The following is a 12613-nucleotide window of genomic DNA, read 5'->3' on the forward strand; positions in this document are numbered from 1 at the left end:
GTTGTAGACATGACACTCTCCATCCCGGCCCCCGAGGTCGACGAAGACGACTTCCGCGAGATCCTCGCGCAGACCCGCGCGTTCGTGCGCAACGTGGTCGTGCCGCGCGAGCAGGAGATCGCCGAGACCAATGCGATTCCCGAGGACATCCGCCAGGCCGCGAAGGACATGGGCCTGTTCGGATACGCCATCCCGCAGGAGTGGGGCGGCCTCGGCCTGAATCTGCAGCAGGACGCGGAACTCGCGATGGAGCTGGGTTACACGACCCTGTCGCTGCGCTCGATGTTCGGCACCAACAACGGCATCGCCGGCCAGGTGCTCGTCAACTTCGGCACCGACGAGCAGAAGAAGCAGTGGCTCGAGGGCATCGCCTCCGGCGAGGTCGTCGCCTCCTTCGCCCTCACCGAGCCGGGCGCCGGCTCGAACCCGTCGGGTCTGCGCACCAAGGCCGTGCGCGACGGTGACGACTGGGTGATCACCGGCGAGAAGCGGTTCATCACCAACGCGCCGCTGGCGAACCTGTTCGTCGTGTTCGCCCGCACCCGTCCGGCGGACGAGAACGGCACCGGCATCGCGGTCTTCCTCGTCCCCGCCGACACTCCCGGCCTGACGGTGGGCAACAAGGACGCGAAGATGGGCCAGGAAGGCGCCTGGACCGCCGACGTGCACTTCGACGGGGTGCGTGTGCCGAACTCCGCTCTCGTCGGCGGCAGCGAGGACGTCGGCTACAAGGCGGCGATGGTCTCGCTCGCCCGTGGTCGCGTGCACATCGCCGCGCTGTCGGTCGGCCAGGCCCAGCGGGCGCTCGACGAATCGGTGGCCTATGCGGCCGCGGTGACCCAGGGCGGCACTCCCATCGGCAACTTCCAGTTGGTGCAGGCGATGATCGCCGATCAGCAGACCGGTGTGATGGCCGGCCGTGCCCTCGTCCGCGACGCCGCGAAGGCGTGGGTGGAGGAGACCGACCGCCGCATCGCACCGTCGGTCGCGAAGCTGTTCTGCACCGAGATGGTCGGCAAGGTCGCCGATCTCGCGGTGCAGATCCACGGTGGCAGCGGCTACATGCGCGAGGTCGCCGTCGAGCGGATCTACCGCGACGTGCGTCTGCTGCGTCTGTACGAGGGCACCAGTGAGATCCAGCGTCTGATCATCGGCGGCGGACTCGTCAAGCAGGAACAGAAGAAGAACTCCTGATCTTTGCGGCGTGGTTCCGGAACGGGTACATCCGGAACCGCGCCCGAAGCGATTCTCTCGAATCGCCTTCCATCGCATACGAAGAAACCCCCGGCATTCGATGCCGGGGGTTTCTCGTGTGCGGGTCAGGAGATCGTCAGGCGCGATCGCAGATCGGTCTTGAGGATCTTGCCCGCGGCGGAGGTCGGCAGTGCGTCGACCACCACCACTTCACGGATCTTCTTGTACGGCAGGACCCGTTCGGCGACGTACGCCTTCAGTTCCTCCGCGTCGGGCTCCTCGCCGGCGACGGGGACGACGAAGGCGACCGGCTCCTGACCGATCGCGCCCGCCTCCCGGCCGACGACCGCCGCGGTGGACACCTTCGGGTGGGTCACCAGGATCTCCTCGAGCTCACGCGGATACACGTTGTAGCCCTTGTAGATCAACATGTCCTTCGCCCGGTCGGCGATGTACACGAATCCGTCGGCATCGCGGTAGGCGATGTCACCGGTGGCGAGCCAGCCGTCGACGTACTGCTCCGCAGTGATCTCGGGGTGTCCGAGATATCCGTCGGTGACCTGCGGTCCGCGGATCCACAGTTCGCCACGCTCCCCCTCGGGAAGGACGACGCCCGGATCGATCTGCGACCGGATCTCGAGCTCGGTGTCGAAGACCGGAAGGCCGACGCTGCCGAGGCGGTACTCCGAGTCGACGACGAGCGGCATCGCCGTGACGACGCAGGTGCCCTCGGTGAGCCCGTAGCCCTCCGCGATACGTGCGTTGGGGAAGGCGCGCTCGAGATTCTCGAGGGTCACGTGGTCGATCGGCGCGGCACCGGACGCCACGACCCGCACGCTCGACAGATCCCGAACCTCCACATCGGGGTGTTCGGCGAGCGCGTGCCACATGGCCGGGCTGCCGGTGATGTAGCTGGCCTCGTACCGCTCGATCAGCTCGAGCATGCGCCCCGGGTCGAACCGTCCCGCGAGCACCTGGGTCAGGCCGCACGCGAGAAGGAACGACGTGTTGATCAGCGCGTGCGCGTGGAAGAGCGGGGACACCACGATCGTCGATCCGTGGCCCGGAACGACGCCGGCGATCTCCAGATCGTCGATCGGCTCGAGTAAGATCCGTCCGTCGACATCAGCGACCAGTTGATGCCCGGCCCGCCACGCGCACATCTGGGTGACGTTGCCGACGACGTTACGGTGCAGTACCCGAACACCCTTCGAAATGCCGGTCGTGCCACCGGTGTACGCGATGTGCGCAATGTCGTCCGGGCCGGTCACGACCGGTTCGAATGTCGTGGGACGTTCCTCCAGAGCATCGGCGAAGTGCACCGCGCCCGCCGCGGTGACCGCCGCGTCGGAGACGACGGCGATCAACCGGACACTCGTCCCCTCCGCGGCCCGCAGCAGCGTGTCCGATTGGGCGGACTGCGTGACCGCAACCGCCGCGGAAGTCTCCTCGATCTGGCGGCGCAGGCCCGGCTCGGGCTGGAGCGGATTGACCAGCGTGACCGCCGCTCCGACGCGGAGCGCGCCGTAGTAGGCGATGTGGAACTCGACGCAGTTACCGAGGTGCAGGAGCACCACGTCGCGGGCCCGCACCCCGGCCTCGTGGAGCACGCCGGCGAACTGCGCCGAGCGTGCGTCGAGGTCGTTGTAGGTGAGCACCCGGTCGCCGTCGATCACCGCGGGACGGTCGCCGTACACGGCGGCGAGGCTCGGTGCCCACACCGCCATCGTCGTCGCCGGGTACGACAGCCTGCGCTGTGCGAGGTCGGAAGCCGAGGTCATGGTCGACGCCCGGCTCAACGCGGTGCCATACGGATGGCGCCGTCGAGGCGAATGGTCTCGCCGTTGATGTAGCCGTTCTCGAGGATGTTCGTGGCCAACTGACCGAACTCGTCGGGGCGGCCGAGACGCGACGGGTTGGGCACGGTCGCCTCGAGCGACTTTCGGACGTCCTCGCGCAGGCGGGCGAGCAGCGGGGTGTCCATGATGCCGGGGGCGATGGTGTTGACGCGGATGCCCTTGCTGGCGAGGTCGCGTGCGGCGACGATCGTCATGCCGACGATGCCGGCCTTGGACGCCGAGTAATTGATCTGTCCGATCTGGCCCTCGAAGGCCGCGACGGAAGCCGTCATGACCACGGCGCCACGCTCGTCCTCGATGAGGTCGAGTTCGGCCATGCGCTCGGCACCGAGACGCAGCGCGTTGAACGAGCCGATGAGGTTGAGGCGGATCACGAACTCGAAGTCCTCGAGCGAACCGGCCTTGCCCTCCTTGTCGAGGACACGCATCTTGCGTCCGGCGCCGGCGCAGTGCACGACACCGCGCAGGCCGCCGCGCTCGTGCGCGACGTCCAGTGCTGCCGCGAACTGCTCCGAATCGGTCACGTCGCCGGGAGCGAAGACGGCGCCGTCGCCGAGTTCCTTGGCGATCTCCTCACCGTTCGAGCCGGGAAGGTCGATGAGGGTGACGTTGCCGCCGGCAGCCAGGACGCGACGTGCCGTGGCGAGGCCGAGACCGGACGCTCCGCCGGTGACGGCAACGGACAGACCCTTGAGTTCCATGGTGTTTCCTTCGAATTCGTAGCAGCTTGGGTGATGAGCAGGATCAGAGCAGTTCGAGGATGGTCGCGTTGGCCATGCCGCCGGCCTCGCACATCGACTGCAGGCCGTAACGGATGCCGTTGTCGCGCATGTGGTGCACGAGGCGGGTCATGAGGATCGCACCGGAGCCGCCGAGCGGGTGGCCGACACCGATCGCGCCGCCGAGCGGGTTGAGGCGGTCGGGCTTCGCGCCGGTCTCGACCTGCCATGCGAGCGGCACCGGTGCGAAGGCCTCGTTGATCTCGAAGGCGCCGATGTCGTCGATGGACAGACCGGAACGCTTGATGGCCTTCTCGGTGGCGGGGATGGGGCCGGTGAGCATGACGACCGGGTCGTCGGCAGCGACGACGGCGGTGTGGATGCGTGCGAGCGGGGTCCAGCCCTGGGCCGCGGCGTATTCGCTGGTGGTGATGAGCAGGGCGCCGGCACCGTCCGAGATCTGCGAGGAGTTGCCGGCGTGGATCACGCCGTCCTCCTTGAAGACGGTCTTGAGCTTGGCGAGCGACTCGACGGTGCCGCCGCGGCGGATGCCCTCGTCGGTGGCGAAGTCGCCGACCGGGGCGATCTGGCCGGTGAACGCGCCCGCGTCGGTGGCGGCCGCGGACAGCTCGTGCGAGCGCAGCGCGTACTCGTCGAGCTGGGTGCGGGAGAAGCCCCACTTCTCGGCGATCATCTCGGCGCCGATGCCCTGGCTGAAGCCGCCGACCTCGAAGCGGTCGAGCACGTTCTGCGGGAAGTGCTGGCCGTCCTTGCTGGCGCTGCCCATGGGCACGCGGCTCATGGACTCGACACCACCGGCGATCACGACGTCGTTCTGTCCGGAGATGACGGTCGCGGCGGCGAAGGACACCGCCTGCTGGCTCGATCCGCATGCCCGGTTGATGGTGGTGGCGGGAACGGTAACCGGCCATCCGGCCGCGAACACGGCGCTGCGCGAGACGATTCCGGCCTGGTCGCCGACCTGGCTCACGCAACCCCACTGGACGTCGTCGATCGTGGCGGGATCGAGTCCGGTTCGCTCGGCCAGTGCGGTCAGCACATGGGCGGACAGGTTGACGGGGTGGATCTCGGACAGTGCACCACCGCGACGTCCGATGGGGGAACGGACGGCGTCGACGATCACGGCATCGCGCATGCGAATCGGTCCTTTGCTGTTGCGGGTCACGGTTGCCGGGCAACCGTGGTGGGAGAAAAGACGACCGGCCGGGTGGTGGTCCTCACATTCGAGGAGACCATGCACCCGGCCGGTAGGGGAAAGTCTTTCCGCGGAAGCTTCCGTTAGGCGGAAGCTATGCCGAACTGGTCAGGCCGCGGCCCGGATGAGCTTGCGATCGCGTTCCGGGTTCGCCAGGAACAGGACCAGGATCGCAGCGAGCGCACCGAGTGCACCGATGACCTGGAAGGCCGTTGCGTAGCCCTCCGCCGCGGTCGCGGCGTTGTCGACGAGGACACCCGTGCCGTAGGGGGCGACGAGGCCGCCGACGGCCATCAGGGCGAGGAAGACACCCATCGTGCCGGCGGTCTGCTGCGGCGGGCACAGCTCGGAGATCGCGGCGTTGATCAGCGGGAACGCGATGGCACCGAAGCCGTAGCCGATGGAGACGACCGCGACGGCCAGGGCCGGCGTACCGATGGACGGGAGGAAGACCAGGATGGCACCGCAGATGAGCACGCCGACGGCGGGCACGATGATCCGGACGACCCGCGAACGGTAACCCTTGGCGCTGAGACGGTCGGTGACCGTACCCGAGCTGATCATGAGGAACAGACCGATGATGGACGGCAGGGCGAACATCGAGCCGGCCTGCAGGGCGCTGTAGCCGAGGCCGACCTCGAAGTAGGACGGCAGCCAGGTCAGGACGACGGTGGTGAGCGCGTAGACGACCATGATCAGGATCGCGCAGCTGATGAACGTGCGGGTGAGGAAGATCTTGCGCCACGGCACGGACGGTTCGGTCTGTGCAGCGGACGCAGAGGTCTCGGCGCCCTTGACGGCCTTGGTGGTGTAGGGGCCTTCCTTCCAGCCGAGGAGCCAGGAGCCCATCCAGACCGCTCCGAGGATCGACAGAGAGATCAGCGCGGCACGCCATCCCCACTCGACGGTGATGAAGGTCAGAACCGGGGCGAGGGCGATCTTCGCGACGGAGGCGGAACCGGCCAGGAAGGCGCCGGGCAGGCCACGCTTGGCCGGCGGGTGCCACGAGTACGCGGCGGTGTGCATGAGGGCCGAGCTCGGTCCTTCGGCGAGACCGAGCAGCATGCGGGTGACCACCAGCATCGCGAAGCTCGCGCTGACGACGAGCGGCAGCATCACCACCGACCAGATCAGGCCGAGGGCCAGCAGGGCCCAGCGGAGGGTCAGGTACTTGTTCAGCGGCCCGGCGAAGAATCCGCCGACGGTGAATGTGACGAAGAACAGCGATCCGACCAGGCCGATCTGGGAGGAGCTCATGCCGAGCTCACGCGCCAGGGGCTGGGCGATGATGCCGAGGACGGCCTTGTCGGCGTAGTTGACGACGTAGAGGAAGATGACCAGGCCGGTCATGCTCCACGCGCGGCCGGGAGTCACGAGAGGCGCGCGACCCGTTTCAGCCGGTCCGCCCGGAGAACCCAATTTTTCGTGCACGATTTCGCCTGTAGTCACTGAGAGTCCCTTCAGAACTCGGATGGGAGTCGACGGACGAATCCCCGTGGAATGCACCGCCGGTAAAAATGTCAAGCCTGATGTCCCAGCCATTGAACGTGAGCAAGCTCACGATTGGCAAAGTGCAGGAAGTGAACGAATCGATCACCAAAACCTATGACCCCTCACAAGCCGCTCCACTCGCGGTCTGTACCCACCGGTGATATTGGTCTGCGCTAACCGTGGGATAGCCGATCGGTGCTGTTCCCGGGCGCGAGAGCTGGGGCATGCTGACAGTGCATCCTCCGATTCGGGTCACCGCTGTACCCGACGAACCGCGACGAGAACAGGCGAGCAGCATGAACTCCACCGCTTCCACCGACGAGCTGCCCTCGTCCACTGCGCCCCTCGCGGGAGTGCGCGTTGTCGAGGTGTCCAGCTTCGTGGCCGCGCCCCTGTGCGGCATGACCCTGGCCGCTCTCGGCGCCGACGTGATCCGTGTCGACCCGATCGGCGGCGCCGCCGACTACCGTCGCTGGCCGGTCACCGACGACAACGAGTCGATCTACTGGGCCGGCCTGAACAAGGGCAAGCGGTCGTTCGCAGCGGATTTCCGTAACCCGGACGCGCAGAACCTGATCCGCGACCTGATCATCGATGCGGGGGTGCTGGTCACCAACGCTGCCGGTCGCTCGTGGCTCGACTACGACGAGCTCGCCGCGATCCGCCCCGACCTGATCCACGTGCAGGTCCTCGGCCGCGCCGACGGCACCGGCGCTGTCGACTACACCGTCAACGCCGCCGCCGGTTTCCCGCAGGTCACCGGCGCCGAGAACGTCTCGACCCCGGTCAACCACGTGCTGCCCGCCTGGGACGTCTCGTGCGGCCTGTACGCCGCGTTGTCGGTCGCCTCGGCCGTCTACCGCCGCGAGATCACCGGTGCAGGAACGAAAGTCGTACTCCCCCTCGAGGACGTTGCGTTCGCGACCGTCGGCAACCTCGGCTACATCGCCGAGGCCCAGCTCGGCCGCCCCGTCCGGGAGAAGGTCGGCAACTCCGTCTACGGCACATACGGCGCCGACTTCGCCACCAGTGACGGCGCACGCTTCATGCTCGTCGCGCTCACGCCGCGGCACTTCCGCGACCTCACCGAGCTCACCGGTACCGCCGAGGCCGTGGCCGCACTCGAATCCGCCCTGGGCGTCGACTTCCGCGACGAGGGCACCCGGTTCGAACACCGCCACGTGCTGAACAGCCTGTTCGGCGCCTGGTTCTCGCGCCACACCGCCGACGAGGTCGAGACGGCGCTCGGTGGTACCTCGGTCCTGCACGAGCGCTACCGCACCTTCGCCGAACTCGCCGCCGACCCGCGCGTGACCGACAACCCGATGTTCCACAAGCTCGACCAGCCGCGCATCGGCAGCTACCACGCCCCGAGCACCCCGATGTCCTTCGACGGCTGCTACCCCGAGGTCCGCCCCGCGCCGGCCAACGGCGACGACACCGCCGAGGTGCTCACCGAACATCTCGGGCTGACCGACGACGAGGTCGACGCCCTCGCAGCTTCCGGCACCATCCGCATCTCCCAGAAAGAGCCCGCATGACCCGCCTCGCCCAGACCCTCGGTCTGACGGAATTCCAGTCCGAGATCCTCGACACGGTCCGCACCTTCGTCGACCGCGAGATCATCCCGAACGCTCAGGAACTCGAGCACTCGGACACCTACCCGCAGGCCATCGTCGACCAGATGCGCGAGATGGGGCTGTTCGGACTGATGATCCCCGAGGAGTACGGCGGACTCGGCGAGTCGCTGCTGACCTACGCGCTGTGCGTCGAGGAACTCGCCCGCGGCTGGATGAGCGTCTCCGGCGTCATCAACACGCACTTCATCGTCGCGTACATGATCCGCCAGCACGGCACCGAGGAGCAGAAACAGTACTACCTGCCGCGCATGGCCACCGGTGAGGTCCGCGGCGCGTTCTCGATGTCCGAGCCCGAACTCGGCTCCGACGTCGCCGCCATCCGCACCAAGGCCAAGCGCGACGCCGACGGCAACTACGTCATCAACGGCCAGAAGATGTGGCTGACCAACGGCGGCAGCTCCACCCTCGTCGCCGCCCTGGTCAAGACGGAGGAAGGCTCCGACAAGCCCCACAAGAACCTGACCACCTTCCTGGTGGAGAAGCCCGCCGGCTTCGGTGAGGTCGTCCCGGGTGTCACCATCCCCGGCAAGATCGACAAGATGGGGTACAAGGGCATCGACACCACCGAACTCGTCTTCGACAACTACAAGGCCTCGGCCGATTCGATCCTCGGCGGCGAGCCCGGCAAGGGCTTCTTCCAGATGATGGACGGCGTCGAGGTCGGCCGCGTCAACGTCTCGGCCCGCGCGTGCGGTGTCGCGATCCGCGCGTTCGAGCTCGCCGCCCGGTACGCCCAGCAGCGCACCACCTTCGGCAAGCCCATCGCCCAGCACCAGGCGATCTCGTTCTCCCTCGCGGAAATGGCCACCAAGGTCGAGGCCGCCCACCTGATGATGGCCAACGCCGCGCGCCTGAAGGACTCCGGCGAGCGCAACGACGTCGCCGCCGGTATGGCCAAGTACCTCACCAGCGAGTACTGCTCCGAGGTCACCCAGGCCAGCTTCCGCATCCACGGCGGCTACGGCTACTCGAAGGAGTACGAGATCGAGCGCCTCATGCGCGAGGCTCCTTTCCTGCTCATCGGTGAGGGCACCAGCGAGATCCAGAAGACGATCATCAGCAAGGGTGTGCTGCGTAGTTACGCGCTGTAAGGTCCACCCCCGCAATCACATTCATCCCTGGAAGGACAACGCGTGAAGCGCACGCTGTACAACGAGGATCACGAGGCGTTCCGGCAGACCGTCCGCGACTTCATCGCGAAGGAGGTCGTACCCGTCTACCCGGAGTGGGAAGAGTCCGGCCATCCTCCGCGCGAGTTCTACAACCGCATGGGAGAACTCGGGCTCCTCGGTATCCAGGTTCCCGAAGAGTACGGCGGAGGCGGCGAGACGTCGCTGAAGTTCAACGTGATCCTCGCCGAAGAGGCGTCGGCGGCCGGTGTGTCGTTCGGTTCGTCGTCGGTGCACTCGAACCTGATCCTGCCGTACATCATGCAGAACGCCACCGAGGAGCAGAAGCAGCGCTGGCTCCCCGGGTTCGCCTCGGGTGAGCTGATGTTCGCCATCGCGATGACCGAGCCGGGCACCGGTTCCGACCTCGCCAACATCGCGACCACCGCGAAGCTCTCGGAGGACGGCAGCCACTACGTCCTCAACGGCGCGAAGACGTTCATCACCGGCGGTGCGCTCGCCGACCGCATCCTCGTCGTGGCCCGCACCTCGCCGTACAACCCCGAGGACCGTCGCGGTGGCCTGTCGATTCTTGTGGTGGACACCAGGAGCGAGGGCTTCGCGGTCGGGCGCAAGCTCCACAAGATCGGTCTCAAGGCCTCGGACACCGCCGAGCTGGCGTTCGACGACGTGAAGGTGCCGGTCGCCGATCTGCTCGGCAAGGAGGGCGAGGCGTTCTCGTACCTGACGCAGAACCTCGCGCAGGAGCGTCTCACCATCGCGTTCGGCGCTGCCGCCACCGCGGCCGCGGCGATCCAGCACGCCATCGCATACACCAAGGACCGCAAGGTCTTCGGCAAGCCGGTCGCCGCGTTCCAGAACACCAAGTTCGTGCTCGCCGAATGCTCCGCGGAGCTGCAGGCGCTGCAGATCATGGTCGACAACGCCATCGAGCTCAACGATCGCGGTGAGCTCACCGTGCCCGACGCCGCCCGCGCGAAGCTGTTCGCGACGGAAACCGCCGGCCGCATCATCGACAAGTGCCTGCAGCTGCACGGTGGCTACGGCTACATCACCGAGTACCCCATCGCCCGCCTCTACGCCGACACCCGCGTGACCCGCATCTACGGCGGCACCAGCGAGGTCATGAAGACGATCATCGCCAAGGATCTGGGGCTGTAGATCTTCTGTCGTTCTTCGGTGGAGTGAACCCCGCTACCCGGGGTTCACTCCACCGAAGGCGTTTCCGACTATCGTTTCCCGCCATGCGGTTAGTCGTGAAGACCAAGAGGGTGATCGAAGCCCACCTGAGCAATTCGTCCGTCCGGGCCCTGTCGGGGTCGATGGTGGCGTACGAAGGGCAGGTCAGCTTCAAGTCCGCCGGATTCGGTGGTGGCGAGGGTGTTCTCTCCGGGCTGCGGCAGCGCGCGACGGGTGAGGGGCTCTCGCTCATGGAGTGCAGCGGCACGGGCGTCGTCTACTTCGCGCATCAGGCGCAGGACGTGACGGTGCTGGAGCTGAACAACGAGACCCTGCAGGTCGAGTCCGAGCAGCTGCTGGCACTGAGCGGGAACCTGAACACGAACGTGACGTTCGCGGGTCTGCGCGGCGGTATGAGCGGCCAGGGTTTGTTCACCACGACGGTGACGGGGACCGGGCAGGTCGCGCTGCTCTCGGCCGGGGGCCCGCTCATCCATCTCGAGGTGTCGCCGCAGTATCCCCTCGTCGTCGATCCCGACGCCTTCGTGTGCGCGAAGGGTCAGCTCACGCAGTCGTTCGTCACCGACGTGTCGTGGCGCTCGGCCATCGGTCAAGGTAGCGGCGAGGCGTTCTCCCTGAAGTGGGACGGCGTGGGCGTGGTCTCCATCCAGCCGGCGGAACGGTAGGAACAGATGAGCTTCACGAAGATCAACGGCAAGGTCGTGCGCGTCGACCTGCGGCAGTCCGGTTCCGTCGTGGCCCGCCGCGGCGCGATGCTGTTCTACACCGGCAACGTCCGGTTCTCCCCCCACGGCGTTCCCGGCGGCACGGGAGGCGCTCCCGGTCTCGGCGGTCTCGCCGGTATGGCGGGACGCATGCTGCAGGGTGAACACGAGGCCACGATGCTCGCGCAGGGCGACGGTGTCGTGCACTACGGCTTCCGCGGTCTCGAGACGCACATCGTCGACATGTCCGCGGGCGGTGAACTACGCGTGGAGGCGTCGCGCCTGCTCGCCCACACCACCGGTCTGCAGTCCACTGTCGTCTCGGTGGCCGCGGCCTCCGGTGGGGGCGGTGGCGGCGGGGGTCTGTTCGGGGCGCTACGCGGCGCCGCCACCGGCGCGATGACCGGCACCGGCATGTTCACCACGCAACTGACCGGCCAGGGTGCGGCGGTGCTGCTCGCCCATGGGGGCGTGTTCGAGCTTCAGGTGGGCGGCCCGACGCCGGTGGTCGTCGACCCGCAGGCGTTCGTAGCGTCCTACGGCCCGGTCCGCACCGAACTGAAATCGTCGATGAGCTGGCGGAACGTCGGTCGCACCGGCGGGGAGGCCATGCAACTCGAATGCAGCGGACAGGGCATCGTCTACGTGCAGGCATCGGAGGAGAAGCTGTGAGTACCGTTCTGAACCCGTCGAGCTTCGGCGGCAGCGACAACGTGCCGGGCAACCCCTATGCCTACTGCATCGACCTGCAGACGCCTTGGTTCCTGTCGAAGGGCGCGATGATCGCGTACTACGGCCAGGTGCAGTTCTCGGCGCTCACCCACGGACTGCAGGGACACCTGCTGCACATGGTGGCCCAGCAGTTCTCCGCTCCGCTCTATCTCGGCGACTACGTCGTGGCCGAGGGTTTCGGGAAGCTGATCATCGGCGACCGCGGATACGACATCAACTCGTACGACCTCGACGACGGCAACCTCACGATCCGGCAGGCCAATCTGCTGGCCTTCGAACCGGGCCTGTCGCTCAACCAGTCGATCGTCCCGGGTTTCCTCACCCTCATCGGTACGGGCCGTTTCCTCGCGTCGTCGAACGGGCCGGTGATGTTCGCCGAGCCGCCCCTGAGGGTCGACCCGGAGGCACTCGTCGGCTGGGCCGACTGCCCGTCCCCCAGTCACCACTACGACGAATCGTGGATCACCGGGTTCGTCTCGGCCGGGGCGCGGCGTTTCGGCGTGCAGTCGGGGGAGGAACGGCAGTTCGATTTCACCGGGGCGGGCACCGTCCTGATCCAGTCGAGCGAAAAGGTCCTCGACGATTCGTCGCTGGTGCGCACGATCGAGAACCAGATCCCGGGCCTCACCTCGCCCGGTCTGCACCGGATCAACCAGGTGGTATCGCAACACCTGCAACAGCAGTAGCTGCGGTAACACCCCCTGGGACGGACCTGGGTATAACACGGA

At 67.2% G+C, this 12613-nt stretch carries 11 protein-coding genes; 7 read left to right on the forward strand and 4 right to left on the reverse strand.

Annotated features, from left to right (window positions below; genetic code table 11):
* Positions 1-9: 9 nt before the first annotated feature.
* Positions 10-1194: an acyl-CoA dehydrogenase family protein gene (locus C6Y44_RS24160; protein WP_059384416.1), complete on the forward strand. Its 1185-nt coding sequence runs from the start codon at positions 10-12 to the stop codon at positions 1192-1194.
* A gap of 125 nt (positions 1195-1319) precedes the next feature.
* On the opposite strand, the gene C6Y44_RS24165 is transcribed toward C6Y44_RS24160, so the two are convergent.
* The 4 genes from C6Y44_RS24165 to C6Y44_RS24180 all read right to left on the reverse strand — a co-directional run bounded on the left by C6Y44_RS24165 (position 1320) and on the right by C6Y44_RS24180 (position 6437).
* On the reverse strand, positions 1320-2975 hold the full coding sequence (locus C6Y44_RS24165; RefSeq protein ID WP_159417199.1) for a class I adenylate-forming enzyme family protein: 1656 nt from the start codon (positions 2973-2975) through the stop codon (positions 1320-1322).
* A gap of 14 nt (positions 2976-2989) precedes the next feature.
* Positions 2990-3754, reverse strand: coding sequence for an SDR family NAD(P)-dependent oxidoreductase (locus C6Y44_RS24170; RefSeq protein ID WP_016695806.1), 765 nt, complete (start codon positions 3752-3754; stop codon positions 2990-2992).
* Positions 3755-3797: 43 nt separating this feature from the next.
* Positions 3798-4928 carry a thiolase family protein gene (locus tag C6Y44_RS24175; protein ID WP_159417198.1) on the reverse strand — a complete coding sequence of 377 codons (1131 nt, stop codon included), beginning with the start codon at positions 4926-4928 and terminating at the stop codon, positions 3798-3800.
* Positions 4929-5096: 168 nt separating this feature from the next.
* Entirely contained in the window at positions 5097-6437 is a 1341-nt protein-coding gene (locus tag C6Y44_RS24180; RefSeq protein WP_120280848.1) for an MFS transporter, read from the reverse strand.
* A 338-nt stretch (positions 6438-6775) separates the two neighbouring features.
* Between C6Y44_RS24180 and C6Y44_RS24185 the strand changes: the two genes are divergently transcribed.
* From C6Y44_RS24185 to C6Y44_RS24210, 6 genes are all read left to right on the forward strand, one after another.
* Positions 6776-8020, forward strand: coding sequence for a CoA transferase (locus C6Y44_RS24185; protein WP_120283788.1), 1245 nt, complete (start codon positions 6776-6778; stop codon positions 8018-8020).
* Entirely contained in the window at positions 8017-9210 is a 1194-nt protein-coding gene (locus tag C6Y44_RS24190; RefSeq protein ID WP_192378595.1) for an acyl-CoA dehydrogenase family protein, read from the forward strand. The genes C6Y44_RS24185 and C6Y44_RS24190 overlap by 4 nt, the downstream gene beginning before the upstream one ends.
* A gap of 42 nt (positions 9211-9252) precedes the next feature.
* Positions 9253-10410: an acyl-CoA dehydrogenase family protein gene (locus C6Y44_RS24195; protein ID WP_159417196.1), complete on the forward strand. Its 1158-nt coding sequence runs from the start codon at positions 9253-9255 to the stop codon at positions 10408-10410.
* Positions 10411-10493: 83 nt separating this feature from the next.
* Positions 10494-11114, forward strand: coding sequence for an AIM24 family protein (locus tag C6Y44_RS24200; protein WP_064852038.1), 621 nt, complete (start codon positions 10494-10496; stop codon positions 11112-11114).
* 6 nt (positions 11115-11120) lie between these two features.
* Positions 11121-11825: an AIM24 family protein gene (locus C6Y44_RS24205; RefSeq protein ID WP_064852039.1), complete on the forward strand. Its 705-nt coding sequence runs from the start codon at positions 11121-11123 to the stop codon at positions 11823-11825.
* Complete coding sequence (locus C6Y44_RS24210) at positions 11822-12571, forward strand: AIM24 family protein (RefSeq protein ID WP_016693090.1); 750 nt, start codon at positions 11822-11824, stop codon at positions 12569-12571. Before C6Y44_RS24205 ends, C6Y44_RS24210 begins: the two co-directional genes overlap by 4 nt.
* Positions 12572-12613 lie beyond the last annotated feature (42 nt).

The sequence above is a fragment of the Rhodococcus rhodochrous genome (assembly GCF_014854695.1).
Taxonomy (GTDB): Bacteria; Actinomycetota; Actinomycetes; order Mycobacteriales; family Mycobacteriaceae; genus Rhodococcus.

What these genes read in the sequence shown, in the direction of transcription:
- C6Y44_RS24160 (WP_059384416.1), top strand. Translation starts at nt 10, where the DNA reads ATGACACTCTCCATCCCGGCCCCCGAGGTCGACGAAGACGACTTCCGC.
- C6Y44_RS24165 (WP_159417199.1), bottom strand. Translation starts at nt 2,975, where the DNA reads ATGACCTCGGCTTCCGACCTCGCACAGCGCAGGCTGTCGTACCCGGCG.
- C6Y44_RS24170 (WP_016695806.1), bottom strand. Translation starts at nt 3,754, where the DNA reads ATGGAACTCAAGGGTCTGTCCGTTGCCGTCACCGGCGGAGCGTCCGGT.
- C6Y44_RS24175 (WP_159417198.1), bottom strand. Translation starts at nt 4,928, where the DNA reads ATGCGCGATGCCGTGATCGTCGACGCCGTCCGTTCCCCCATCGGACGT.
- C6Y44_RS24185 (WP_120283788.1), top strand. Translation starts at nt 6,776, where the DNA reads ATGAACTCCACCGCTTCCACCGACGAGCTGCCCTCGTCCACTGCGCCC.
- C6Y44_RS24190 (WP_192378595.1), top strand. Translation starts at nt 8,017, where the DNA reads ATGACCCGCCTCGCCCAGACCCTCGGTCTGACGGAATTCCAGTCCGAG.
- C6Y44_RS24200 (WP_064852038.1), top strand. Translation starts at nt 10,494, where the DNA reads ATGCGGTTAGTCGTGAAGACCAAGAGGGTGATCGAAGCCCACCTGAGC.
- C6Y44_RS24205 (WP_064852039.1), top strand. Translation starts at nt 11,121, where the DNA reads ATGAGCTTCACGAAGATCAACGGCAAGGTCGTGCGCGTCGACCTGCGG.